Source organism: Sphingomonas cannabina (genome assembly GCF_021391395.1).
GTDB classification, from domain to species: Bacteria; Pseudomonadota; Alphaproteobacteria; order Sphingomonadales; family Sphingomonadaceae; genus Sphingomonas; species Sphingomonas cannabina.
In genome coordinates this window covers 1,940,417-1,964,948 of record NZ_CP090059.1, presented here as the reverse complement: position 1 = coordinate 1,964,948, position 24,532 = coordinate 1,940,417, and the positions used below count along the sequence as shown (strand labels likewise).

The following is a 24,532-nucleotide window of genomic DNA, read 5'->3' as shown; positions in this document are numbered from 1 at the left end:
TTCGGAAATCAGTGAAGCGAAATCCGCGCGCCTTTCGCTAGTCGATGAAGGCTGCCAGCTCGTCGGGCGTCCCTTTGGGAAATTGCTTCTTGAGGTAGGTCAGGAAGGCGGACACGCGAGCGCTCAGCAGCCGCCGCGACGGGTACAAGGTCCACAGCGTAATATCCGGACCCTCAACCTCGCCCCATTGAACCAGCCGGCCGCCAGCAAGATCGCGGCTCACCAGCGAGAGGGGCAGGCGTCCGACGCCGATGCCCAGCCGGACCGCGTCACGGACCATGACCAGCGAAGAGAGAGACAGGACAGGATCGATCGCAAGAGGTGACGGACCGCGAGCCGTCGTCATCATCCAGATGTTACCCGGATCAGCCGATCCGCGCACGACCGCGGAGACGGCAGTGCCGTCCGGCCGAGCGAGATCAGGCCTCCCCACCACGACCAGCCGATCGTGCAGAAAGGGCCGGCCCACCAGGGTCTCGTCGGTGCGCGGATTGACCCGGATCACCAGATCATAGCCCTCCTCGATCATGTCGACCGCGCGATCGTCGGTGGTGACCTCCAGGCGCACCTCGGGATATGCCAGCGCGAACCCGGCAGCCAGCTTTCCCATTGCCGTCTGCGAGAACAACAGCGGGACACTGATCCGCAAATGACCGCGCGGCCTGTCGCCGCCCGAGGCGATCGCCGCTGCCGTCTCGCCGAGTTCGGTGAGCAGTGCCGCGGTGCGCTCGTGGAGTGCGCGCCCTTCCTCGGTGAGCTTCAAATCGCGGGCGCCGCGCTCGAACAGCCGCAGGTTGAGGTCCGCCTCCAGTTCCGCGACCCGCCGCGACAGGGTGGCCTTGGGGCGCCCCGCGGCGCGGGCGGCGCGTCCAAAGCCGCCATGCCTGGCGACGAGGTTGAAGTCGGCAAGAGCAAGCAGATCCATGCGTTCCACCAGTGAGACGGTCTGTCCATATATAGCGGCTATTGGGACGAATCTGGATCACTAATTTCCGGGTCGTCGATCATGACAAACCCAGGAGAAGCCCAATGACCATTCTTGTTACCGGCGCTACCGGCCGTGTCGGTCGCCATGTCGTCGACCAGCTCGTGAAGCGCGGCGCCGAGGTGCGCGTCCTGACCCGCGATCCCGCAAAGGCGAATGTCCCGTCCGGCGTGGCGGTGGTGAAGGGCGACCTGCTCGACATCGATGCGATGCGCGCCGCCTTCGCCGATGTCCGCACGCTGTTCCTGCTCAATGCGGTCACCGGGGACGAGTTCACCCAGGCGCTCATCACCCTCAATCTCGCCCGTGAAGCAGGCGTCGACCGCGTCGTCTACCTGTCCGTGATCCACGCGGATCGGTTCGTCAACGTGCCGCACTTCGCGGTGAAATCGGGCGCCGAACGGATGATCGAGGCGATGGGCTTCAGTGCCACGATCCTGCGGCCGTCCTACTTCATCGACAACGAGCACATGATCAAGGACGTGATCCTCAACCACGGCGTCTATCCGATGCCCATCGGCAGCAAGGGCATCGCCATGGTCGATGCCCGCGACATCGCGGAGGTGGCCGCAATCGAGCTCATCCGCCGCGACCGGGCATCCGCCAAGCTGCCGGTCGAGATCATCAACCTGGTCGGCCCGGATACGTTGACCGGCACGGACGTGGCGGCAATCTGGTCGGACGTGCTGGGCCGGCCGGTCGTCTATGGCGGCGACGATCCGAGCGGGTTCGAGCAGAACATGGCGACTTTCATGCCGAAATGGACGGCCTATGAGATGCGCCTGATGGCCGAACGCTATGTCAGTGACGGCATGATCCCCGAGGCCGGCGACGTCGAGCGCCTCATCGTCATGCTGGGCCGTCCGCTGCACTCCTATCATACCTTCGCATCGGAACTCGTAGCCGGCCAAGGAGTGGCCGAGGCGTAAGCGCCGGTGATCGCGAGATTGCCGGGCGGGGCCGCTCAACGGCGGCCCCGCCGACATCCTCGCAAGAAGGCTGAGAGCGGGTCAACGAGCCTCGGCCATCCACTGCACCGCGTCCTCGCCGGCCGGAATCCGGAGGGGCGCGCTGGGATCGGTAGCCGCCTGCCAGACCGCCTCCGCCACATCGACCGCATGGGTAACCGGACCCGTATCCTCGCGGAAATTGGCGATCATGCCCTCGATCAGCGGCTTGTAGTCGGGGTTATCGAGCCCGCGCAGGTGCGGCATCGCGTTGTCGCCGAAGCTGGTCTCCGGCGAGCGGCCGGGAAGGACGATATGCACGCGGACACCGAACGGCTCCATTTCGACCGCGAGGCTCTCGGTAAGCGCATTCACCGCCGCCTTGCTCGCCCGGTAGACGCTGACCAAGGGCAGCGGCTTCAGCGTCGCGGTGGAGGTGACGTTGATGATCGTTCCGCCGCGGCGCGCGCGGAACTTGGGCAGCACCGCCTGAACCGTCGCCAGCGTGCCGAGCATATTGGTTTCGAACAGCTGGCGCGCGGTCTCCGGGTCGATCAGCTCGATCGGCACCGCGGCGCCGAACCCTGCATTGTTGACCAGCACGTCGATGTCGCCGGCTTTCTCGAAAGCGCTGGCGATGCTGGCCGGATCGGTGACGTCGAGCGGGAGGACGACGAGGTTGTCGGACGTCGGGAGGATGCCGTCCCTGGGATTGCGCATCGTGGCGACGACCTTCCAGCCCTTCTCGAGGAACAGCTTCGCGGTTTCGAGGCCGAAGCCCGAGGAACAGCCGGTGATCAGAACAGTGGGCATGAGAACTCCGGGATGGTTGTCGTGGGGCTCCGGAGATAGCCATCGCCTGTAGGACCTTCTATGCGCGAAAATCTCGAATCAGTTAGCGATAGTCCTGATATGCCTACCGATCCGCTCGCTGAGATCGTCACTCTGCTCCAGCCGTCGGCCAGCTTCTCAAAACTGGTCGAATATGCCGGGCGCTGGCGCATCAACCGCGACGTCGAGGGCAAGCCCGTCTATTTCGCGGTCCTCGAAGGCCAGTGCCGGGTGGTCGCTGCGGGCCGCCCACCGATCATCGTGCGCGCCGGCGATTTCGTGTTGTCGCCTTCGACCAACGATCAGATGATCGAGAGCATCGATGCGCCGCCACATGGCATCGACATGGTGCCGACGGAGCTCGGCGAGGGCCGGTTCCGGGTCGGGCCCGCGCATGAGCCGGTCAATCTCAGGATGCAGGTGGGATTATGCAGCTTCGCATCGCCCGATGCGGCCCTGCTCGTTTCCCTGCTGCCGTCGATGGTCGTCGCCCGCGGCGAGCCAAGGCTCACGCAATTGCTGCACCTGGTCGGCGACGAGACGCGGCAATCGCGACCGGGGCGCGAACTGGTGCTGGAACGCCTGCTCGAAGTGCTGCTGATCGAGGCGCTGCGCTGCGGTACCGACATCGCATCGGTGCCGAGCGTCGCGCGCGGGCTTTCCGACGATCGCCTGGTGGCTGCCTTGCGCGCCATGCATGCGCGGCCGGCGCACGGCTGGACCGTCGCCGATCTCGCCGCCGAGGCAGCAATGTCGCGCTCGGCGTTCTTCGCTCGGTTCAGCCGCATCGTCGGGCTGCCGCCGATGGAATATCTGCTGGCTTGGCGCATGGCTCTCGCCAAGCGTCTGCTGCGTAGCCGTGAGCTGGCGATCGAACATGTTGCTGCGCAGGTCGGCTATGGTTCGGCGAGCACGTTCAGCACGGCCTTCACCCGCCATGTCGGAATGCCGCCGATGCGATACGCCCGGGCGACGGCCGCGGGCTGAGCCAGCGCTTCTGAACGCAACGCCTGCTGCATTTCCGAAGCAGATCAATGAACGGCAGGTATCAGGAACCTGCCACCCGCGCGGCTATTTGGCGCTCCAACCTTTCGCTGAATGGGTCTGCCTTCGAAGTTCTTGGACCCTTCCGTGAAGGAATGAAACGGGTGCATAGCGGCTGCCGGCGCTCTACGCTGAATCGACCAGGGAAGTTCGCGTTCAAAACCCCGACGACACTGCCCTACCGGCTAGGAGAGAATGATGCTGCCACTGCTCGCGACCCTGGGCATCCTGAGCTTCGGCGGAAGCGGCGCTGCGGACGAATCGCTCGCGGCGTTATGCCGCCCGGTCGAGCAGGGGGTGCTCGTCGATCTCGCCGGCAGCCGGTTCACGCCCGAGCAGGGCTACGATCCCGGCGAGCCGGTCACGACGATCGACGCACGCCAATCGATGCTGCTGCTGCCGGGCGATAACTTCCTGCTGCGCACCTCGACCGTTTATCCCGGCCAGATCGAGTTCCGCTACCGCACCGTCGGCACGGCGGAAGGCGAGTCGACCGTCGACGAGCTCGGTTGGCGGGACGGCGACGTCCTGCAGCGCGACGATGCGGCAAGCTCGATCAAGGACGGCGCCGATCTCCGGATGCTCGTGCCGGGCCTGGCGGCGTGCGATGCGCTTGCGGCCAAGCATGAGACCAATGCGGGTGAAGTGCGCTTCACCGATCGCGCCGGCCGTCCGGTCACGCTGAGCCTCGATACTACGGCGGGCGCGCTGACTGAGGCGCAGATCGGCGCCGAGCGTTATCGCTATGGGCCGAGCCAGGTCGCCTATACGCGCGATGGCCATCTTGTCGCGCGCTGGGATACGATCATCACTCGTCCGGCCCGGCCGGAAGACCGGTCGCTACTGACCATCGATTCCGCCTATCGTCCCGCAACGCCGGCGGGACCGCTGCGCGCCACCGCGCTCGGCAGCGGTGCCTACCGCATCGATGGGGCCGGCTCGGGCTATCATGCCGGCTTCGTGGTCGGCAGCCGCGGCATCGTGCTGTTCGATCCCTCGGTCAGCCCCGAGGAAGCGCAGACGGTCCGCGCGCTGATCGAGCAGACCGCGCCGGGGCGCAAGGTGACCCATGTCGTCCTCTCACACGTCCATCGCGACCATGTCGCCGGCCTGCCCGTCTATGCCGACGCCGAGATCTTCGTCGGCGCCGGCGGCAGCGCGGCGCTGCGGCGGCAGTTCGGGGACCGGACGCCGGCGCGGATGCATGAGGTCACGACCAGGACGACGCTCGACCTCGGCGGGCGCCCGGTTCGCATCGATCCGATCGCGAGCAGCCATTCCGGCACGATGCTGGTGGGCTTCGATCCGGGATCGGGCACGCTGTTCCAGGGCGACCTGTTCTACCTGCCCGAGCGTGGCACCGTCCCCGCCGCGTTCGCGACCGGCCAGGAGCTCTCGGCGTTCATCGCGCGGGAAAAGCTGCCGGTGCGAACGATCGTCGGCGTGCATGGGCGGAGCGGCACGCCGGCCGATCTCGACCGCGCCCTCGAGCTTGCCCGCGTCGCCCGCAACGATCGCGGGGGCGTCGGGCGCATGATCGCGCCGGATCGCGGGGTCGATTGACGACACGGGATCGGACCGCGAACCGCTTCGGCGGCGACCCTCGAAGCATGTTCATTTAACGAAATGGACGAGACAAGGCAGCGGCGATAGCAGGCAACGAAGGGCTGGACCAACAAGGAGACCGGCGAACGGCTGTTCGTCTTCGCCAAGACCGTCGACCACCACGTTTCTTCGATCTTCGGCAAGCTCGACGCGCGCACGCGTGAAGAGGCGGCCGCGCGTGCACGAGCCGAGGAGATCCTGATCGATCGCTCGTCTCCGCCTGCCGAACAGGACCCCGTCGACGCGCAATGAGGCGCCGATGGCCTAGCAATGTGCTCGCGTGCCGGGCTTTGTCCTTGTAGCGCGGCGGCGACCACCCATCTCCCGAGCGATCATGCAGTTTTCCAACCTTCCCCAGCCTCTCGTCCAGGCGCTTGCCGAGCGCGGCTATGCTTCCCCTACCCCTGTCCAGGCCGCCGTGCTGGAGGAGCAGGCGCTGGGGCGCGACCTGATCGTCTCCGCACAGACCGGGTCGGGCAAGACCGTCGCCTTCGGCCTTGCCATGACCGGAGAGCTGCTGGGTGCGGACGGCGGCATCATCCCCACGCGCGAGCCGCTCGCGCTGATCATCGCGCCCACGCGCGAGCTGGCGCTGCAGGTCAGCCGCGAGCTGTCCTGGCTCTACGGCGCCACCGGTGCGCGCATTGCGACCTGCGTCGGCGGGATGGACGCCGCGAAGGAGCGCCGCCAGCTCGGCCATGGCGCGCATATCGTGGTGGGGACCCCCGGCCGGCTGCGCGACCATCTGGAGCGCGGCGCGCTCGACCTTTCCGCCCTGCGCGCCGCGGTGCTCGACGAAGCCGACGAGATGCTCGACATGGGGTTTCGCGAGGACCTGGAGGAGATCCTGGACGCGACGCCTGCCGATCGCCGCACCCTGCTGTTCTCGGCGACGATGCCCAAGCCGATCGTGGCGCTCGCGCGGCGCTACCAACGCGACGCGCTGCGCATCTCGACCGTCGGCGAGGATCGCGGGCATGGCGATATCGCCTATCAGGCGGTGACGGTCTCGCCGTCGGACATCGAGCATGCGGTGATCAACCTGCTGCGCCTTCATGAGGCGGAGACGGCGATGCTGTTCTGCGCCACGCGCGACAACGTGCGGCACCTGCACGCGAGCCTGGTGGAGCGCGGCTTCGCCGCCGTTGCCCTGTCGGGGGAGCACAGCCAGAACGAGCGCAACGCGGCGCTGCAGGCGCTCCGCGATCGCCGCGCCCGCGTATGCGTCGCCACCGATGTCGCGGCACGCGGGATCGACCTGCCGACGCTGAGCCTCGTCATCCATGTCGAGCTGCCCCGCGACGCCGAGACGCTCCAGCATCGTTCGGGACGCACCGGACGCGCAGGCAAGAAGGGCACGGCCGTGCTGATCGTCCCCTATCCCCGCCGCCGCCGCGTCGAGGCGATGCTGCGCGGCGCACGGATCAACGTCGAGTGGATCAACGCGCCGACGCCCGAGGATATCCGCGCGAGCGACCGCGAACGGCTGATCGCCGCACTGCTCGAGCCGGTGGAGGTGGACGACGAGGACCGCGCGCTCGCCGAGCGGTTGCTGCAGGCGAAAAGCCCCGAGGACATCGCGGCCGCCCTCGTCCGCGCGCACCGCGCGGCGATGCCTCAGCCCGAGGAGTTGATCGAAGCGACGCCGGAAGCGAGGCGCGCCGCGCAACAGGAACGACATCGGCCCGGCTTCGACGATGTAGTATGGTTCCGCATGGATATCGGCCGCCGGCAGAACGCCGATCCGCGCTGGATCCTGCCGCTGCTGTGCCGCCGAGGCCACATCACCAAGAACGAGGTCGGCGCGATCCGCATCGGCCCCAACGAAACCGCATTCCAGATCCCGCGCGCGATCGCGGCGAAATTCCAGGCGGCGGTCGCTCGCACCGCCCAGGGGGACGACGACGTGCGCATCGAGCCGTCGACGGGTCCGGTGCAAGGCGCGCGGCCACAGCGCAACGGGCCCAACCGGCCGGCACCGCGCCATCATGCCAAGCCATATCGCAAGGGCGCGCCACGGCGGTGAGCGATCCGCTCCGCATCCTGGTCGACGCCGACGCCTGTCCGGTGAAGGAGGAAATCTAAGGTCGCGTTTCGCCGCGACGTGCCGGTGATCATCGTCAGCAACAGCTATCTGCGCCTGCCCGATCATCCGCTGGTCGGCCGCAAGGTCGTCGACAGCGGATTCGACGCAGCGGACAACTGGATCGCCGAAACCGCCGACGCCGGGACGGTGGTGATCACGGCCGACATCCTGCTCGCCGACCGCTGCCTGAAGGCCGGAGCGACGGTGCTGGCTCCGACCGGGAAACCATTCACCGCCAATTCCATCGGCGCCGCCATCGCGACGCGTGCGATCATGGCCGACCTGCGTGCGGGGATCGAGCAAGTGGGCGGCCCACCTCCCTTCTCAAAGACGGATCGATCACGCTTCCTGCAAGCATTGGACGAAGTATTGGTATCCGCACTTGTTCTTCATGCGTGAATGCATCGCGATCCTGATTCAGTCGCTCGATCAAACGCACGACGATCAGTGGCACGACTCCAAAGATGGAGAGGTGCATCAAGGCAAGCGCAAGCATTTCTCCCGCTGTCGACTTGGGGCTGATGTCGCCATAGCCTGTGGACGTCGCGGCGGTCCCCGCCCAATAGAGACTGTCGGCGAAGTTGTGCCCTTCAATCGCCATGAACAGGAACGTGAAGATCAGCAGCAATGCTGCATAGGCAAGTGCCAGTTCCTTGAGCGTATCGGTCGCCGCTTGCCGAAGTCACGCAACGGATAGAGTTGCTGATACTTGGTCAGTCCCTGGCGATACTCACCCGCCGATCGCGCAACGGCGTGCGACGGATCGGCCGTATGGGTGAACCAGGCCCGCTGATCGAGAAGCCGCGCACGGATTTCCGCCCAGCGTCCGATCAGCTTTTCATGCAGGCTGTTGAACTAGGTGAACTCGGGGAACACCGCCTCCTCCAATCCCATTGGATCACCGCGGCCTCGAGCATCGATGTCGGCGTATCGCAATTGAACTCGAAAAGCTTGGGGTCGCCCTCCGCGTTTGCAGGTGCATGCAGCGATGCAGCTGCCGCTGCTTGTGCCGGCCGACGGATGGCCGCGACCAGCCTCCGCTATGCGATACGATTGTAAGACCCAATCGAACGGGCGCGCTGCGATGAAAGATTTATCATGCCATGCCAAAGGCTTATGGCGGTATTGGTGACCCCTACGGGACTCGAACCCGTGTTTTCGCCGTGAGAGCACGGCCCCCCAGGGGTTTTGGGGTCCAAATGGACGGGTATGTATCCGTGCAAAATCAGCTACTTATCGTAAAGTAGTCCTTCCGCGTCCACCGGCTTTCTGCTACGGTTCTGCAGTAATTTTGCAGTAAGTTCGCGAGGCCCGCCATGGCGCGTATCGTTCGCAACCAACGGCTCGACAGCAGGAGCGCGCGAGCGCTGCTCCCGATGCGCCACGCGCCCTATTGGCACGCGCTGACGCGCGGCAGGGCGCTCGGCTATCGCAAGGGATCCAAGGGCGGAACCTGGATTGCCAAGTACCGGACAGCCGACGGAACGCGCGAGCAGCTTCTTCTCGGCGCCGCGGACGATGCGTTCGACGGCGAGACATCGGACGTGCTGAGCTTTGCAGCCGCGCAGGCCAAGGCCCGGGACTGGTTCGAGGCGCTGGATCGCGACGCCGGCCGGCGACGTCCGCGCTACACGGTCGAGGACGCGCTCGACGACTATATCGAGAACTTCACCGGCAAGTCGCTCGACAAGACCCGCTATGTCATTGATCGGCTCGTGCGGCCCGAGTTCAGGAATGTGCAGGTGAGCGATCTCACCACCGAGCGCTTGCGCGCGTTCATGGAGAAGATCGCCGCGCGCCGTTCGGTCTACCGCGCGAACAAGAAGGGGGTCGCGAAGGAGCGGCCGCTTCGCGACGACGCAGCGCGCGTGCAGCGGGCGAACGCCAACCGGGCGTTCACGCCGCTTCGCGCTGCGCTCAATCGCGCGTTCGCGCTGGGCAAGGTAGCCGACGACAGCGCCTGGCGCCGGGTCAAGCCCTATCCGAAGGTCAGCGCGCCCCGCATCCGATACTTCACCGGTCCCGAAATCCATCGTCTGGTCGAATATGCGCCGGAGTGGTTCCGGCCCCTTGTGCAGGCCGCGCTGCTTACCGGCGCGCGTTGGTCCGAGATCCACAGGGTGCGTGTGCGCGACGTGGACCTGATGACCGGGACGCTGACGTTCCCCGATACCAAGAGCGGGCGGCCGCGGTTCGTGCATTTGAGCGACGAGGGTATCCAGCTCTTCCGAAGCCTTTGCGTGGGCAAGCGGACCGATGAACTTGTCTTCCTCAACCAGCATGGCCGAGAGCTGGGCACATCGCACCAGATCAGGCCGATGCGAGAGACTTGCATCGCAGCTGGCGTCGAGCCCGCCGGCTTCCACATTCTTCGGCACACCTATGGGTCTCGGCTGGCGATGGCTGGCGTGCCGATGGCGGTCATTGCGGAGGCGCTGGGACACGCCGACGAGCGGATTACGCGCAAACACTATGCGCATCTGTGCCCGTCCTACGTTCGGGATGCAGTGCGATCAGGGCTGGGAGACTATGGAATTGTTCACAAGCCTGCAGGGCTGCGTCTTGTGAGATGAATTAGACATCTCGATAAACTGTGATGCAAAGTGGCCTGTTGCGGATTGGTTACTTTGGGCTGATTGATGCGAAAAGCAGTCTTTCGCCTATAAGTCGTGTCGCTGGGCGTCCTCGCTAGAACTCCGTTGTAAAAATCGCGACTTCTCCATTGGCTGTACGGTCTGAGATTCCGCCAATTGTTCCCGATGAAGTTCGCCACACGCAAATCCGTGGGAGCATCCTCACCGCAAGCACCATTGCTAATGCAGCGAAGATCTTTGGTCCAAGCGGAATGATAACGGGCCGAAACCGCGCCAGTAGGCCGTAGATCAGCGATTCCATCTTCTCATACGTCGCGGCAGGGTCGAGAATTTGATAAGGTAGCACCGACTGCGTACCGGCCTCGGCAATCAACACTGCGTTAGCCTCTTGCACCGCCTGCTCAAACCGCTGATCGACGCCGTAAGGCATAAAAAGGCGAACCTCGGGGATTTCGAGATAGTCCATACATCCGAGCGCACGCCCAGGTTCAAATCCCATCCCGATTACAGCACAAGGTGGTTTGGAAAGGTCGTCTGACCAGCCAGACAGGTCACCGACGACTGGCTCAGAGATATGGCTCGGCAACTCGCCGTCAGGCGGGTTATCGAATGCTGATAGAGCGTAGGCGCAGGTCAACTCGACGCTTCCGGGCAAGGTCTCGGCGATAGCAAGCAGCAGCTTGGCCATCACGCTCCGCGAGCAAGAAGAAATATCAATGAGAATGCGCAGCCGGTTGCCGGCATCGATTCCGGCCGCGGCCTTTGAAAGTGCCGTGCTCAACTTCTCGCTCAGAGAATCGTCGATATCGATGAAGCGGCGGTTCGACAGGCTCTCGTAAAATGCCTTATTCTCATCGTAGCTCAATATCGTATCGCAGCGATAGTCGAGGACAACAAGTTCGGCGGCGTCGAGCGCGATGCTCTTCCGCAAGTAAGCGGCACGCGTCTCGTAACCGCACGTCAGGATCGCCAGGTCGAACCGCTGCGCGGCAATCGCCTCAATGCTGACGGTTCTCATTCTTCAAGCCCGAACGGTAGCCGGGCCTGCTGGATCGTCTCCGGCTGGCGCCGGCGGGCCGCGCCGTGGAGATGCAGGATCGTGCTCAAATTGATCGAACGGCCAGACATTAGAGGAAGCTTATATTCGGGCGCCAGCGTATAAGCGAGCCGCAGCCTGGCACCGCGTAACTCGCGGACAGTATCTCCGGCATTCCCGGGCATGTGCACAAGAGCACCTGCATTTAACGTGCGCCCAACCAGCTCGATGATCGACTCGGGAACATCGTCATCGACAATGAAGGTGCTAGCTGGTTCGGAACTGAATTTAGGCGCGAGTTGCGTCTCACTAAAGAAGTCGCCGATCACCTTTATCAGCTGAAGGATCGAGCGAATGTCGCCATGCCCGGTGGTCGGGATTGCTGAAAGGCTTGAGAGGAACCGGTGGATAGTCAGGTCGGCTGACGCCGCTTCGACATCACTTCCCACTGTCCCCTGCTTTTCGGCATATTCTTGCACCAGTGGGCGCATGAGGTTGATGAATATCCGCGGATTACCCTCGGTTAGAGAGAACAAAGAGTAGGCGCCGGTATAAAGACTCATGGCCTTTCGACTACGCAATTTACCCCCAGAGCGCAGGAACTCCGAGCGCGTAAGGATGTATGGCAAGGCCTTTCGATAGGGCGCTTGATCGCTGTCGCTCAGCTCGTGGACCTTGTGAAGATTGATACGCATCGACCTCAGCCATTGCTGGAAAGAGGGGTCGATTCCCGCAAGCCGTTTGGCGCGCAGGAAGAATTGACCGGACGGCGGCGCGTACGGCGATGTCTTCGTTCGGCGATGCACTCGGCCCCCATCAAACCAGCCATCGCCAAGCACTTCCTCTGGAATTTGGAAGGTCGGACCACCCGCTTCGGCTACCATTCCGCGCAGCATCGCCTCGCAAAACTGATAGGCCGCCTCGCGCCTCCCGTAATAGAGCTCGAGCGCCGCATAATCATTGCCGCTCGATGGAGAATTTGGGCCAGTCAGCGTGGAGAGTTCGCTAGAGTACGGGAAGAGCGAGAATTTAAACAGGACGTTATGCGATGTGCTACGCAACAGCTGGAAGAGTTCACGCCTAACCATATCGGGTGCAATCTCAAGCTCATCGCATAAGATAGCCCAGCGCCGTGACGGCTGACCGAGAACGTGGTTGGTCACGTCGATCGCCGAAATGAGAGAAGCTACCGGATCAAGGTCTGCGAATTGCGGCAGCGCTGTGGTGGCATCTCTGCGCAGCTCGCTGGTAAGCGAGAGCAGCAAGGAAAGCTGAGTACGTAGGTGAATGCGCAGACCGAGCAGACTGTCGGTAGCTGGATCCATTAGCCAGAGCTGAGCTAGACTGCGCGCGAGGGCACGTTCAGTATCGCCGTTAAGTGCATGCGTGAAACGAGACAGCTCGGCATGACTAGCTAGCGCGGGATCCCGGCATTCGTCCAGCGCATTTAAGAACGCGAGCGCGAGATGGAGGCGGAATGAGGTTCTGCGGATTTGCGCGCGCTTTTCTTCGTCTGCGATATCCTTGGTGCGGCTTTCTAGCTGCGATCCCCAGAGAACGTCGGTACCGAGAAAGATCGCATGATAGCTGATATTGCGGCGGATTTCGCTTGCCTTGTCATGCTGCCAGGCAGCGAGAGCGCGCAATTGCAGCATCTTGAGCAAGGTCGTCTTGCCGCTACCGCGTGGCCCGAGCAGTACACTATGTCCGACTTCGACCAGTCGGTCATACTGCGGAGGCGGGATGAATGTTCGCGCGACTTCCTCCGATGTTAGAAAGCGGGCATTGAATGCCTCGAACGCGCGCGCGTGTGTAACCTCCTCAGTCATTGGCGGGCACTTGGAGGAGGCTTAGTCCGCCCTCGGGCTCATAGAGCGGCTTAAGACCGTGATCAGATTTAAGGTGGTCGAGGAAGGTCTCGAGATCCTCGGGAATGAGGTGTCTGAACTCCTTATTAGTTGCGCAAATCGCTTCCCAGGTAACCGAACTCCCGGCATGGGTGGCCTTGAGCGTGGTCGCAAGCTTGGTCGCTTCCTCTGCCACGTCTACCCGCGCCCCGAACGCGGCGGCGACGCCGATTCCGTGGCCAGACTTGGGTTTGTTCCAGCCATTCCCATACGTCCATTGCCAAGTCGAAATCGACCCGCGCAAGCTACTGACTGCGCCGATCGTGTCGGGTATTTCCAAATCGACGATGTAGAACTCGTTGCGCGCTTTGTCGCCATATTCGGGATAGAGCTTGGCCGAGAAGCTCCCTGCTGAAAAGATCGTCGGCGCGACATTGCCGCCCGGCGCATAGAGAACCCGCGGAAGATGCTTATGGCCGTGGATGATCAACCAAGGCCCCGCCTTCGCCTCAATCAGTGTGTTGATCAGGCGATCGCCATTCTGCATCTCCGAATAATCCTCAACCTTGATCTGATCGTTGCGCAGCGGATGATGGTGACAGACAAGAATATTGGCTGCCGCCTTGCCATCTTCCTTGAGCCGCGCGAGCAAGCTGTCGAGCGTTCGATCGCTGACCCGCCCCTGTAAATATTCAGGGGGCGACTTATCCTTCTGATAGCCATGATAGGCCGAGGAGTTGAGCAGCACGAAGCGCGCGGCGCCCACCGTTACCACAGTGTAATTGCGCGCCCAGTATTCGAGCCAATGGTCGTTATGCGCGACTGGAAAGAGCGGTTGCAAAGCTTGAAGTTGGCCCCGCGCGTCGAACTTCGAATTCGAGAATCGGCTATCCATGTCGTGATTCCCGGCTGTGCCGAGCACCTGACTAGCACCAAGTGCCTCCTTAAGTTTATTGACTTCCTGCCAAACGTACTGCTGGCCATCGGGCGAAGCCTTGTCACCCATGTCACCGCAACAAATAACAACGTCGGCGCGCATGCTCGCATCTTTGGCTATCTCGGCATGCAGTCCCGCAAATGGGTTGATGGTCGCGTTCGATTGGTCCTCGGCCAAATTAATCCAAGAGGGGGCCGGGCCCTCACCACCGGAAAAGGCATGGATGTCGGTCAGCACCGCCATTCGGAGCAACTTGGGCTTTTTCATGCGTCGGCGGGATCAAAATTCATCGCCACGAACTCGCGGTGTTTACGCCGAGTAGCGCGGAAGCCCCCGACGTTACGCGTAACGTCTAGGTGCCCAACATTCCAGTCGCCAAAGCGGGCTATGAGCGGCGCCCCGGCATAGCTCAGCAGGAAACGTGCACCCGCCTCGTCGATTTTGCGCAGTACTTCTACAAAGCGATCCCAGTCATCGGTAGCAAAACTCTCCTCATGATATTCACGGAACACACGAATTTCATTCGAGGCATAGGGTGGATCGAGATAAATAAAGCTATTCTCGTTAATATTATCGAGTACGACACGCTCAAAGTCGCCACAGATTAGTCGCGCGGATCCCAGTACCTTGGATGCCGTTACCAGTTCCTCGCGGGTGAGTGGCTTGCCGACCTTGTCGCCGCCCCAAGGCACATTAAAGGCACCTTTTGAATTTACCCGGTAGATACCGTTGAAACAATGTCGATTAAGATACAAGAATTGCGCTGCACGATCGAGCGAAGGCGCGCTTGCATTGTATTGAGCACGGACCTTGTAGTAATTGTTGGGATCGCCGGGCAGTGCGCTATAAGCGGTGTGCAGCTGCTCAGGCGCGTCGCGTAAATATTCGTAGAATTCTATCAATCTCGGATTAATATCGCCCAAGATTTTCTCGCAATGGTCGAGAGTGAACGCGAGGCAAGCTGATCCGGCGAAAGGCTCGATATAGGTAGTGATGTCAGCAGGGATGTAACGCCGGAGCACTGAAAGGCTCTTACGCTTGCTTCCAGCCCACCGCAGCGGTGAGCGCACTTTCGCGCCACTGATCACGAGCGCTGTTCCCCCCTCACGAACCAAGCTTCCAGCATTAACGGTATAGCGGGCAGCACGCCACTTTTATCAGTCAGTTTTCGCGCGTCCGACCGTAAAACTCTCTGTGCCTCTCAACTCACACCCTGCCAAGGCAGATTTAATCCGAAGCGCCACGAACTGCATAGGTGGATGGCCTGGGCCAATGCGGACACCGCCGTCGAGGGTATGTTTAAAAGGCAGCTTCCGGGAACGACAAGTTCCACGCTGAATGACCGACACTGCGGCGCCTAGCTGTCGATCGCTTATAGCGCCGAGGGAGCGTTTCGCGCCTCCGGCGCGACCGTGCTCTATTCCGCTTCGCTCCACCGAGCCCCTGCGGGTCTCGGCCGCTGGCGCGGTGACGATCACTAACGCGAGAGCCGGCGGAACGCCGGCATGCGGACAGCGCTGGCGCGCTGGCGTTACCTGCCGGCCGCGGCCAAGGGGGGTGGGCGTCGCTGCCCTCTAGTCCCGCCGCGGCGTGCCGCAACCCGCTTCGCGGGTCCTCCACGCACGTTCCGGCCCTGCGGGTGCAGCCCGCCGCTCATGCGGGACTGCCGGTCCGCTCCTTGCCGCCCACCCCCCTTTTCCGGGGCCGGTGCGGTGTTTGAAGAGGAGTAGGACCAATGGAACTCAAGCATATCGACATCGCGAAGCTCAGCGTCTCGCCCGTCAACATGCGGGGAGCGAAGAAGGCGCCGGACCTGACCAACATCCTGCCGTCTGTTCGCGCCCGGGGCGTGCTGGTGCCGCTGATCGTGCGGACGAACGGCTCGACCGACGCCTACGAGATCGTGGCGGGCAAGCGGCGATACCATGCGGCGCTCGCGGTCGCGGAGGAAGGCGGCGGCATCGACGAGCTGCCTTGCGCGATCATGGAAGCCGGCGATGATGCGGCGGCGCTGGAAGCATCGCTCATCGAGAACATCGCCCGGCTCGATCCCGACGAGATGACCCGCTGGGAGACGTTCACGCGGCTGGTCCGCGAGGGCCGCAGCCCCGAGGCGATCGCCATCACCTTCGGCCTGACCGAGGTGCAGGTGAAGCGCACGCTGGCGCTCGGCAACCTGCTTCCGCGAATCCGCAATCTGTACCGGTCCGAGAAGATCGACGCCATCACCGTGCGGCACCTGACCTTGGCGTCCAAGACGAAGCAGCGCGAATGGCTGGCCCTTGCCGACGATCCGGAGACGCGGGCACCGGTCGGGCAGCAGCTCAAGGCGTGGCTGTTCGGCGGGGCGTCGATTTCCACGAAGGTTGCGCTGTTCGAGCTGTCGGACTTCGGCGGGGATATCGTCGCCGACCTGTTCGGCGAGGATAGCTACTTCGCCAATGTCGAGCAGTTCTGGGTCGCGCAGAACGCCGCCGTCGAGGATCGGGCCGAGGCGTATCGCGAGGCCGGATGGAGCGAGGTCGTCATCCTCGAGCCCGGGCAGCCATTCCAGACATGGGAGCATGAGCGGCGGGCCAAGCGGAAAGGCGGCAAGGTCTATATCGCCATGGCCCATCGCGGGGACGTTACCTTCCACGAGGGCTATATCAGCCTCAAGGAAGCGCGGAAGCTCGCGAAAGGCGAGGTGGTCGAGAAGTCGATCCGGCCGGAGATCACCGGCACCGGCAACGATTATGTCGACCTGCATCGCCACGCGGCGGTGCGCGCCAAGCTGGCCGACGAGCCGGGTGTGGCGCTTCGAGTCGCTGTTGCGCACATGATCGCGGGCTCGCCACTCTGGAACGTAAAGGTCGAGCAGCAGCGCTGCGGTAGCGACGCGGTGACCGAAAGTGTCGAGACTTCCGCCTCCGAAGCGGCGTTCGACGCCCGGCGGCGCGAGATGCTGGCGCTGCTCGGCTTCGATCCCGAGACGTCGACCATTACCGGCGGCGAACTCGACTGGCTGGCGTCGCTGTTCGTCAGGCTCGTCCGCCTCGACGAGCGCCAAGTGCTCGACATCCTCGCCATCGTCATGGGCGAGACGCTCCATGCGCGCAGTGACATGGTGGACGTGCTCGGGCTGCATCTGGCGGTGGACATGGCGCCGGTCTGGCAAGCCGACGACGCGCTGCTCGACTTGATCCGCGACCGCGAAGTCCTGCTCGCGATGGTCGAGGAACTGGCGGGCAGGCAGGTCGCCGAAGCCAACGCCAAGGAGACCGGCAAGACCCTCAAGGCGATCATCCGTGACTGCATTGAGGGCCGCAACGGCAGGACCAAGGTCGAGGGTTGGGTGCCGCGCTGGATGCGCTTTCCGGCCAGCAGCTATACGCCGCGTGGCGGCGTCGGTGCTGCCGATCGCTCCGCTGCGGTGGCGAGCCTGATCGTCCCAGAGCCCGAAGCCGAGCCGGTCCGCGAGGCCGCGTGACGGGTCCCTTGAGCACCGGCGGCGACGCTGCTCGCCGCCGGTCCTTGCCCGAAGGAGCCACGTCATGGGCCACGACCTTCCGCTTCACGAAGTGCTGCGCCGGATCGCGCAGGCGCTGGATACGATGGATGAACTGCCCCGCGCAGTGTTCGAACGGCACCGCTATCGCGACCTCGACTATCACCAGATCGCCGCCGAACTCGGCATCACGGTCAGGGAAGTCGAGCGTCATTTGGCCGCCGCAATGCTGCACATCATGCGGTGCACCGAGGAGGACGGCGGGCTTTAGGCCCGCCGTCTCTCACATATCCACTTGGCATTTCAGGCCCGAGGCGCGAGTTTGAGACGATGAAGACCGGCGTCGATCATCTGCCCCCAGCCAAGCAGCGCGAGCTGGAGCGCGTCGTGCAAATCCTCTTCGAGGAGTTCGGCGACGCGACCGCGATCGCCACGTCCGACTGGAAGAAGCAGGCACGCATCCTCAAGGTGATCCTCTACGGCAGCTATGCGCGCGGCGGCTGGGTCGACGAGCCGCATACCGCCAAGGGCTACCAGTCCGACTTCGACCTGCTCATCATCGTCAATCACGAGAAGCTCACCGACCGGGTGGAGTTCTGGTCGTCGGCCGAGGACCGGCTCAACCGCGAGCTGGCGATCACCAGGACGCTGCGGACGCCGGTCAACTTCATCGTTCACACGCTTCAGGAGGTGAACGATGGCCTCGCGCACGGGCGCTATTTCTTCATGGATATCGCCCGCGACGGCATCGCGCTTTACGAGAGCGACAGTACCGAGCTGCACCAGCCCAAGCCCAAAACGCCGCAGCAGGCACTGGCGATGGCGAAGGAATATTTTGACGACTGGTATCCGAGCGGGGGAGAATTCTACGACAACTTCCGCTTTAATCTATCGCAAGGTCGGCTGAACAACGCGGCGTTTCAGCTCCACCAAGCTGCCGAACGGCTCTACCACTGCGTGCTGCTGGTCTGCACCTTTTACACCCCGCACGTGCATAATCTCGGCTTCCTGCGCACGCAGGCCGAGCGGATCGATCCAAGGCTGATCGATGCCTGGCCGCGCGACAACCGCATGGATCGCGCACGCTTCGAGAAGCTCAAGGAAGCCTATGTGAAGGCGCGCTACTCCAAGCATTACCGCATCAGTGTCGAGGAGCTGACGTGGCTCGGCGAGCGCGTCGAAGAACTCGGGCGCGTGGTGCAGGTGATCTGCGAAGAGCGTATCGCTGCGCTCGAGGCCAGCGTGGCCGCCTGATCGTGGCGCCGGGCGCGATGCGCCCGGCGCTCTGTTCTCAGCTTTCTGCCGTCGCTTTCGCGCGCGGTTTACGCGCCGGCTTCGCCGCGCCCCTGGCTGCGCGTCCCTTTGCACCAAGCCCGATCTTGTGCGCCATCGCGCGGCGCTGCTCCGAATAGTTCGGCGCGACCATCGGGTAATCGGGCTTCAAATTGTAGCGCGCGCGATATTCTTCCGGCGTCAAACCATGGGTCGAAAGATGGCGGCGCAGCGTCCGGTAAGGCTTGCCGTCGATCATCGAAATGATGTGATCCCTTGACGCAAGCGACTTGCGCACCGACACCGCCGGCGTGAATTCTTCGGGCGATTCTGCGCCGCTTTGCTCGCCATCCGCAGGGCCGGAAGCGCTCGACAATTCATTGATCGTCGCGTGCATCGTGCGCAGGAATGCCGGCACTTCGTCGGCTGCGACGCGGTTATTCTGATTGCCGAGCCACGCAATGGTAAGCTCGGTTGCAAGCTCGACAGCGTTCAGAGAATTCTCGTCGGACATCGCGCTCTCCTTTGAATTGGCGACCAGGATTTCGGTGCACATCCATATTGGATGTTTGCCGGATGTCGAGCAGGTACGCGGCAATTCGGTAAGGCAAGTTAAAAGCGATGCCTCCACGAGGCCCCGAAAGTGGCGTCTGCACGTCGTTTTCTATGGAGGCATGCTCAGGAGAGTGCCTCCATTTCGAGATTGCTCGCTCATGAGCCCAGCTTTTCTGCGGCTCGCAGGCGAGATCGATTGGAGGCCCTTGAAGGGCCGCCCGGGCACGCCCTCATCTGGCGCTTTCACCCGAGAGAATGCGTCATGGCCGAGGATGATTTCGAGCTTTGGCTGGGCCGGATCGGCAAGGATCGGCCGTTCGCGCACCAGCTGCGCAAGGCGGCCAATCTGGCAGGTGGCGCCCGGCGATCGTCCGGTGGTCGCGCACGGCGCTTCGATGGCAGCCGGATCGGCCGCGGCGCGGGCATGGGCCGGGTGCTTGGATCGTCGGATCGCTTCGCTGGATTCCGCTCGCGCCGCGTGATCGTGAAAGCGCGCTTCGTGAAGCTCGCCGGCAAGGGCGCCAGCGCGGCGGTGGCGCACCTGCGCTATCTGCAGCGCGACGGCACCACCCGGGAAGGCGAGCGGGGATCGCTTTACGCCGCTGACCGCGATGTCGCCGACGGCAAGGAGTTCGTCGAGCGGGGAGCCGGCGACCGTCATCAGTTCCGCTTCATCGTCGCGCCGGAGGACGGCGCGCAGTATGACGACCTCAAGCCGCTGGTGCGGCGCTGGATGAAACAGGTCGAGCAGGATCTAGGCACGAAGCTCGACTGGGTGGCGGTCGACCACTTCAACACTGGTCATCCGCACAGCCACGTGCTGGTGCGTGGCGTCGATGATCGCGGCAAGGACCTGATCATCGCTCGCGAGTATATCAGCCGCGGGCTCGCCGAGCGCGCCGCCGAGCTGGTCAATCTCGATCTGGGTCCCCGCACCGACCGCGAGATCTTCGAGGCGCGCCAGCGGGAGATCACGCAGGAGCGGTTCACGGGGATCGACCGCAAGCTGCTGCTCGCGCAGGGTGAGGACGGCCTGGTCTCGCCCGTGCATCGCGACAGCGTTGAGCAAAGCCTGCGCGCCGCTCGCCTGGGCACGCTCGCGCGCATGGGGCTCGCCACCCAGGAAGGACGAGGCCGCTACCGTCTCGCCGATGACCTTGAGGAGACGCTGCGTGCGATGGGACGACGCGGCGACATCATCGCGACCATGCATGCACAGCTGGAGGAACGCGCACCGGAGGTCCCGCCGCAGGACTATGCGATCTATGACCCGTCCGAAGGCAAGCCACTCGTCGGCCGCGTGGTCGCGCGCGGGCTCGCAGACGAGCACAACGACCGCCATTACATGATCGTCGCCGCCACGGACGGGCGCAGCCACTATGTAGAGCTCGGCACCGGCTCGCCCCCCGAGATGATCGACCATCCCCGGATCGTGAGGGTGAACCCGCTCGTGCCCGCCGTGCGGCAGGCCGATCGAACCATTGCCGAAATCGCCGCGACAAACGGCGGCATTTACAGCATCGACAATCATCTCCGGCACGACAGGAGCGCTACACAGCGCTTTGCCGAGGCGCATGTGCGGCGGCTCGAGGCCATGCGCCGCGGCCGGGGAGAGGTCGAGCGGCTTCCCGACGGAAGCTGGAAGGTTGCCCCCGATCATCTCGACCGCGTGTTGAAGTTCGAGCGCCAGGCCGTCGCGGCTCGCCCGGTCGAGATCGAGACGCTGTCCGGGCTGCGCCTCGACCAGATGACCCGTCACGATGGCGTGACCTGGCTCGACGAGCAGAATGTGGCGAAGGACCCTGAGCCGCTGGAGCGCGGGTTCGGGGCAGAGGTGCGCCGGGCGCTGGCGCTTCGCCGGCAATGGCTGGTCGAGCAGGGGCTTGCCTGGCGCGATGGCGACATCATCCACTTCCGCTCCGGCATGATGAACGAGCTACGCCAGCGCGAGCTGCGGCAGGTGGCGGGGCAGCTCTCGAAGGAGCTGGGCCTCGGCTATGTCGAGCATCAGGGTAGCTCGGTCGAGGGCACCTATTGCAGGGCCGTGCAGGTCGGCTCCGCCAAGTACGCGGTGATCGAGAAGTCGAGGGAGTTCACGCTCGTGCCATGGCGCCCGGTGCTCGAGCGCGCGATCGGCAAGGAGGTGGCCGGTGTCGTGCGCGAAGGTGGCATCTCCTGGACCATTGGACGCAGCCGCGGACCCACGATCGGCATGTGAGTGGCTCGATCTGGCGGCGAGATGCGGCGGTATTCGGCAGAACGACCATATGGCGATGACCGGCGACGTGGGATCATCACAGCCGATCAATCGCAGGATGCCGCCCCATGCGAACCGCCAAGACCCGGCACCAGTTCTACCTTCCCGATGACTTGTCGGCCAAGCTCGACGCGCTCGCGCTTAAACCCGGCGCATCGAAGACCGCGATCCTGACCGACGCGCTCAATGCCTGGATCGAGCGGGCGGGACACAATGAGCTGGACGAACGGTTTGGTCCCCGGCTCGACCGCCAGAGCCGGATCGCCGACCGGACCGAACAGAAGCTTGATTATCTCACCGAAGCGCTCGGCCTCTTCATCCGCCACCAGCTGACCCTCACCGCGCATCAGCCCGCATTCGATGCCGAGACCAATCAGCTCGGCCGGCTCCGCTACGACGAGTTCATGAAGGTTGTCGGCCGCATGCACTCGCGCGGCGACGCCGCGTCGCGCCTTACCCAGCGTCAATCCCCAAAAATGGGGATGGACAAATGAAGGATTGCACCATGCGTCACATGCCGAGGCTTTCGGGCGGCAATTTGTCGCCGATCACTCTGAGGATTGCGGATGCGTGCCGCATCACCGGCATTGGCCGCTCGAAGTTCTACGAGCTGATCAAGGCCGGCGAGATCGAAGTGGTCAAGGTTGGCGCGATCACGCTGGTGCCGATGTCGGGTATTCAGGCGCTGCTTGAGCGTGGCCGCGCGGGATCAGCCGAACATGCGCGATGCAATCTCGCTGGGGCCATACATCCCGTTTTGGCCAGTGCGATACTGACTGCGAGTATTGCAGGAACACCGGAATCAATCCGCCGTGGCTTGGTCTCGAAGGACCAGGGAACGCGGACGAAAGCCGAGGACAGTATAGTCGGGCGAATGATCGCGGCGCTCTATGGCATGCAGGATGGAGAGGCTGCTTAGCGCCCCAAGCTTGCCGTTCCGCGCCCTAGTCGGTAGCCTTGGAAGCTGCCGTTCGCGCAAGCGACCGGATATTCCGCCGGCAGGCGCCGTCGAGACCTTGCAGCTCTCCACCAGACGCGGTTCATCCGGCACACCTGACAGTGTCAATTACCTAGCGCCTGCGGGTGCGCTTGTTGCGTTCAACCCAGTTGGCGAGCTCGATCCGCGCAAGTCGAAGCCCTGCCTGGTCGATGCAGATATTCCACGGCGTTGCGTTGAGCCGCGCGTCATAATTATTGAGAAAGGCGCCGGTGAGGGCAGCCCCAAGGTCCTTCTCGGCATCCGTCTTCAGCAGCCGGCGACAATCGGCGGCGAGCGCCGCCGCCGCGACGCGCTTGGCGAACTGCTTGCGTTCTTCCTCCAGCGCTGCGAGCGCCGCCGATAGACCGGCCTGGCTGTTGCGCGCGAGCACGACGGGTGAATCTGCATCCGGGGGCGTATAGAGCCAGGTTTCCGCTTCCGTGCCAAGGGCGTCACCAGCAGCGATGCGGAGTGTCCGTTCCCGATCGTCGGCTTCCTGGGCGGCCTTTTGGCGTGCGCGCTCCCTGGCGCGGGCAAGCTCTCCCTCCAGCGGAAGGCCAAGCGTTTCGCTGACCGCCTCGCCGCCATCGACCATGCGCTCGATGGCAAGAAGTGCGCGATCGAACCGCGACCAGGTCTCCTCTTCCGCGTCGACAAGCGCGTCCAGGGTGCGGTCGAAACCAGGGATGCGCCGCTTCTGCCACAGCCCGGCGGAAAAGCGCTTCCGCTCTTCCGCCGGGATCGCCTGTAGGATCTTCTCCATCGACCGGTCGATCGCGCTCCGGCGTCGCCTGCGTGCCTGCCACTGCGCATGCTGCGCCTCGAGCGCGCGGGCGCGGTCCTTGTGCACCTCGAAGCTGCCCAACCCGGTGCTCTGGAGCATGCCTTGGTCGCACAGGAAATAGAGATAATCCTCAACCGCCTGCCGGGGGAGGCGGCGGTCGTGCAACTCGGTCCGCAGCGCGAGACGGACGTCGTCGGGCAGTTCCCTGCGGAACAGCGCTGGAATACAATCTTCGAGCGCGCGCACGACGGTATCCAACCCGAAGGAAGGTAGGAAGAAGCCCTCGCCAATCGGTACCTTCACGATCCGGCCGATCAGCGCGGCCTGCCAATGCTCGTTCGAAACGAGGAATCCCGCAGTCCGCTGATTGGGCAGGAGCATCGCGCTGAAGAGCATGTCGCGCTTCACCTCCCTCAGCTCCTCGGCTCCGGCGCTGCTGCCGCTCCTTCGCGCGGAGACGATCGTTCCCCGCACGCTCGCGACCTTGTCCGCCAAATCCTGCCGCAGGCGGTCCTCCCGCGCGCGTTTCTCCGCGGCGGCACGTTGTTCGCGCAAGCGTTCGGCCTTCGCCTGCTCCGCCGCGCGCTGCTCGAGCAAGGCCTGGAGCCGTGCCTCGGCATCCACGAGCTTACGGTTAAAGAGCCATTCGCGCGGCGCCCATTCGATCAGCGCGTCCTCGATAGCTTGACGATCGCTGCTCTTGCGCCAGGCGGACATGTTGATCTCGACCGTAGCGAGTCCCCGGTCCCTGAGCTTGGCGATCTTCTCTGGGCCGCAGGCATGCGTGACCAGCACCTCGACGAGCAATTGCTGGCCGTCCTCGGTCGTGAGCACGACGTCGGGCACAATGTCGTCGAGCGTCTTCTCGAGCTGGACACGCGCGAAGGGAAACATTCGCTCCTTGTGAGTCTGCAGCTTGTCCTTGCCGATTCGGGCGCCGACCGCAGGCAGCAGTACGCGCTTTTCGCGCTCGAGCACCGCCTTCGCCCAGCTATGCGCATTGGTCTCTGCATTGCGGCCGCAACCGCTACCGGCACCGTAATGCCCGAAATGTTCCACCTTGATCGCGCCTTTCCGCGCGATCAGCGCACGGCCACAGGCGGGACAGACACAGTCGCAAGCAAGACCGCTTGAAACCTGCGACACATGGACCAGCGTGCCGTCGGAGCGCTGGCCATATACCAGTTCGGCACCGAAAGCGGAGAATGGCGAATGATCGGCATAGCCGAACGGATTGGGTTCGCGATCGTCAGCCAATCCGGCTCCCTCCGTCGCACTCCCTACTG

The 24,532-nt window shown here is 63.8% G+C and carries 22 protein-coding genes, 1 tRNA gene and 1 pseudogene; 13 read left to right on the top strand and 11 right to left on the bottom strand.

What is annotated here, in order from left to right; translation table 11 throughout:
- Positions 1-37: 37 nt before the first annotated feature.
- Positions 38-925, bottom strand: coding sequence for a LysR family transcriptional regulator (locus LZK98_RS09460; RefSeq protein WP_233786288.1), 888 nt, complete (start codon positions 923-925; stop codon positions 38-40).
- Positions 926-1,029: 104 nt separating this feature from the next.
- Here LZK98_RS09460 and LZK98_RS09455 point away from each other — a divergent pair, with 104 nt between their 5' ends.
- The gene (locus tag LZK98_RS09455) at positions 1,030-1,914 is read left to right on the top strand and encodes an SDR family oxidoreductase (RefSeq protein WP_233786287.1); all 885 of its coding nucleotides are present in this window, start codon (positions 1,030-1,032) and stop codon (positions 1,912-1,914) included.
- 81 nt (positions 1,915-1,995) lie between these two features.
- Here the strand turns inward: LZK98_RS09455 and LZK98_RS09450 are convergent, their stop codons facing one another.
- On the bottom strand, positions 1,996-2,745 hold the full coding sequence (locus LZK98_RS09450) for an SDR family oxidoreductase (protein WP_233786286.1): 750 nt from the start codon (positions 2,743-2,745) through the stop codon (positions 1,996-1,998).
- Between the two features lie 60 nt (positions 2,746-2,805).
- On the opposite strand from LZK98_RS09450, the gene LZK98_RS09445 reads away from it, so the two are divergent.
- The 5 genes and pseudogenes from LZK98_RS09445 to LZK98_RS09430 form a co-directional block, all read left to right on the top strand.
- Entirely contained in the window at positions 2,806-3,750 is a 945-nt protein-coding gene (locus LZK98_RS09445; protein ID WP_233786285.1) for an AraC family transcriptional regulator, read from the top strand.
- 255 nt (positions 3,751-4,005) lie between these two features.
- Entirely contained in the window at positions 4,006-5,370 is a 1,365-nt protein-coding gene (locus tag LZK98_RS09440) for an MBL fold metallo-hydrolase (RefSeq protein WP_233786284.1), read from the top strand.
- Between the two features lie 132 nt (positions 5,371-5,502).
- The gene (locus LZK98_RS20695; protein WP_406694190.1) at positions 5,503-5,664 is read left to right on the top strand and encodes a hypothetical protein; all 162 of its coding nucleotides are present in this window, start codon (positions 5,503-5,505) and stop codon (positions 5,662-5,664) included.
- Between the two features lie 82 nt (positions 5,665-5,746).
- Positions 5,747-7,438: a DEAD/DEAH box helicase gene (locus LZK98_RS09435; protein WP_233786283.1), complete on the top strand. Its 1,692-nt coding sequence runs from the start codon at positions 5,747-5,749 to the stop codon at positions 7,436-7,438.
- Positions 7,435-7,873: pseudogene (locus LZK98_RS09430) on the top strand (YaiI/YqxD family protein); the annotation flags it as partial. The gene LZK98_RS09435 and the pseudogene LZK98_RS09430, both read left to right, overlap by 4 nt.
- Here the strand turns inward: LZK98_RS09430 and LZK98_RS20690 are convergent.
- The 3 genes from LZK98_RS20690 to LZK98_RS09415 all read right to left on the bottom strand — a co-directional run bounded on the left by LZK98_RS20690 (position 7,770) and on the right by LZK98_RS09415 (position 8,694).
- Positions 7,770-8,099 (bottom strand): potassium channel family protein, encoded by a 330-nt coding sequence (locus tag LZK98_RS20690; protein WP_406694187.1) that lies wholly within the window; start codon positions 8,097-8,099, stop codon positions 7,770-7,772. The pseudogene LZK98_RS09430 and the gene LZK98_RS20690 overlap by 104 nt on opposite strands.
- 229 nt (positions 8,100-8,328) lie before the next feature.
- Positions 8,329-8,484: a glutathionylspermidine synthase family protein gene (locus LZK98_RS09420; protein WP_406694186.1), complete on the bottom strand. Its 156-nt coding sequence runs from the start codon at positions 8,482-8,484 to the stop codon at positions 8,329-8,331.
- Positions 8,485-8,624: 140 nt separating this feature from the next.
- Positions 8,625-8,694 (bottom strand) — tRNA-OTHER (locus tag LZK98_RS09415).
- A 120-nt stretch (positions 8,695-8,814) separates the two neighbouring features.
- Here LZK98_RS09415 and LZK98_RS09410 point away from each other — a divergent pair.
- Positions 8,815-10,071, top strand: a complete 1,257-nt coding sequence (locus tag LZK98_RS09410; protein ID WP_233786281.1) for a tyrosine-type recombinase/integrase — start codon at positions 8,815-8,817, stop codon at positions 10,069-10,071.
- Between the two features lie 115 nt (positions 10,072-10,186).
- On the opposite strand, the gene LZK98_RS09405 is transcribed toward LZK98_RS09410, so the two are convergent.
- From LZK98_RS09405 to LZK98_RS09390, 4 genes are read right to left on the bottom strand one after another with little or no spacing between them, the layout of a single operon-like run.
- Entirely contained in the window at positions 10,187-11,110 is a 924-nt protein-coding gene (locus LZK98_RS09405) for a hypothetical protein (RefSeq protein ID WP_233786280.1), read from the bottom strand.
- Positions 11,107-12,957: an ORC-CDC6 family AAA ATPase gene (locus LZK98_RS09400; RefSeq protein ID WP_233786279.1), complete on the bottom strand. Its 1,851-nt coding sequence runs from the start codon at positions 12,955-12,957 to the stop codon at positions 11,107-11,109. Before LZK98_RS09400 ends, LZK98_RS09405 begins: the two co-directional genes overlap by 4 nt.
- Positions 12,950-14,155 (bottom strand): metallophosphoesterase family protein, encoded by a 1,206-nt coding sequence (locus LZK98_RS09395; RefSeq protein WP_233786278.1) that lies wholly within the window; start codon positions 14,153-14,155, stop codon positions 12,950-12,952. The genes LZK98_RS09400 and LZK98_RS09395 overlap by 8 nt, the downstream gene beginning before the upstream one ends.
- A gap of 20 nt (positions 14,156-14,175) precedes the next feature.
- A complete protein-coding gene (locus tag LZK98_RS09390; RefSeq protein WP_233786277.1) occupies positions 14,176-14,934 on the bottom strand; it encodes a DNA adenine methylase in 759 nt (252 codons plus the stop codon).
- Between the two features lie 713 nt (positions 14,935-15,647).
- On the opposite strand from LZK98_RS09390, the gene LZK98_RS09385 reads away from it, so the two are divergent.
- From LZK98_RS09385 to LZK98_RS09375, 3 genes are all read left to right on the top strand, one after another.
- On the top strand, positions 15,648-17,381 hold the full coding sequence (locus LZK98_RS09385) for a ParB/RepB/Spo0J family partition protein (protein ID WP_233786276.1): 1,734 nt from the start codon (positions 15,648-15,650) through the stop codon (positions 17,379-17,381).
- 64 nt (positions 17,382-17,445) lie between these two features.
- Positions 17,446-17,670 carry a sigma factor-like helix-turn-helix DNA-binding protein gene (locus tag LZK98_RS09380; RefSeq protein ID WP_233786275.1) on the top strand — a complete coding sequence of 75 codons (225 nt, stop codon included), beginning with the start codon at positions 17,446-17,448 and terminating at the stop codon, positions 17,668-17,670.
- A gap of 59 nt (positions 17,671-17,729) precedes the next feature.
- A complete protein-coding gene (locus LZK98_RS09375; RefSeq protein ID WP_233786274.1) occupies positions 17,730-18,653 on the top strand; it encodes a HEPN domain-containing protein in 924 nt (307 codons plus the stop codon).
- A gap of 37 nt (positions 18,654-18,690) precedes the next feature.
- Here LZK98_RS09375 and LZK98_RS09370 read toward each other — a convergent pair whose 3' ends face one another.
- Positions 18,691-19,185, bottom strand: a complete 495-nt coding sequence (locus LZK98_RS09370) for a MucR family transcriptional regulator (RefSeq protein ID WP_233786273.1) — start codon at positions 19,183-19,185, stop codon at positions 18,691-18,693.
- Between the two features lie 129 nt (positions 19,186-19,314).
- Here LZK98_RS09370 and rlxS point away from each other — a divergent pair, with 129 nt between their 5' ends.
- From rlxS to LZK98_RS20615, 3 genes are all read left to right on the top strand, one after another.
- Positions 19,315-21,444, top strand: coding sequence for a relaxase/mobilization nuclease RlxS (rlxS, locus tag LZK98_RS09365; protein WP_319937552.1), 2,130 nt, complete (start codon positions 19,315-19,317; stop codon positions 21,442-21,444).
- Between the two features lie 107 nt (positions 21,445-21,551).
- Positions 21,552-21,977, top strand: coding sequence for a ribbon-helix-helix domain-containing protein (locus tag LZK98_RS09360; protein WP_233786272.1), 426 nt, complete (start codon positions 21,552-21,554; stop codon positions 21,975-21,977).
- Positions 21,974-22,402, top strand: coding sequence for a helix-turn-helix domain-containing protein (locus LZK98_RS20615; protein ID WP_319937551.1), 429 nt, complete (start codon positions 21,974-21,976; stop codon positions 22,400-22,402). The genes LZK98_RS09360 and LZK98_RS20615 overlap by 4 nt, the downstream gene beginning before the upstream one ends.
- Positions 22,403-22,553: 151 nt before the next feature.
- Here LZK98_RS20615 and LZK98_RS09350 read toward each other — a convergent pair whose 3' ends face one another.
- Entirely contained in the window at positions 22,554-24,503 is a 1,950-nt protein-coding gene (locus LZK98_RS09350) for a hypothetical protein (RefSeq protein WP_233786271.1), read from the bottom strand.
- Positions 24,504-24,532: the final 29 nt, after the last annotated feature.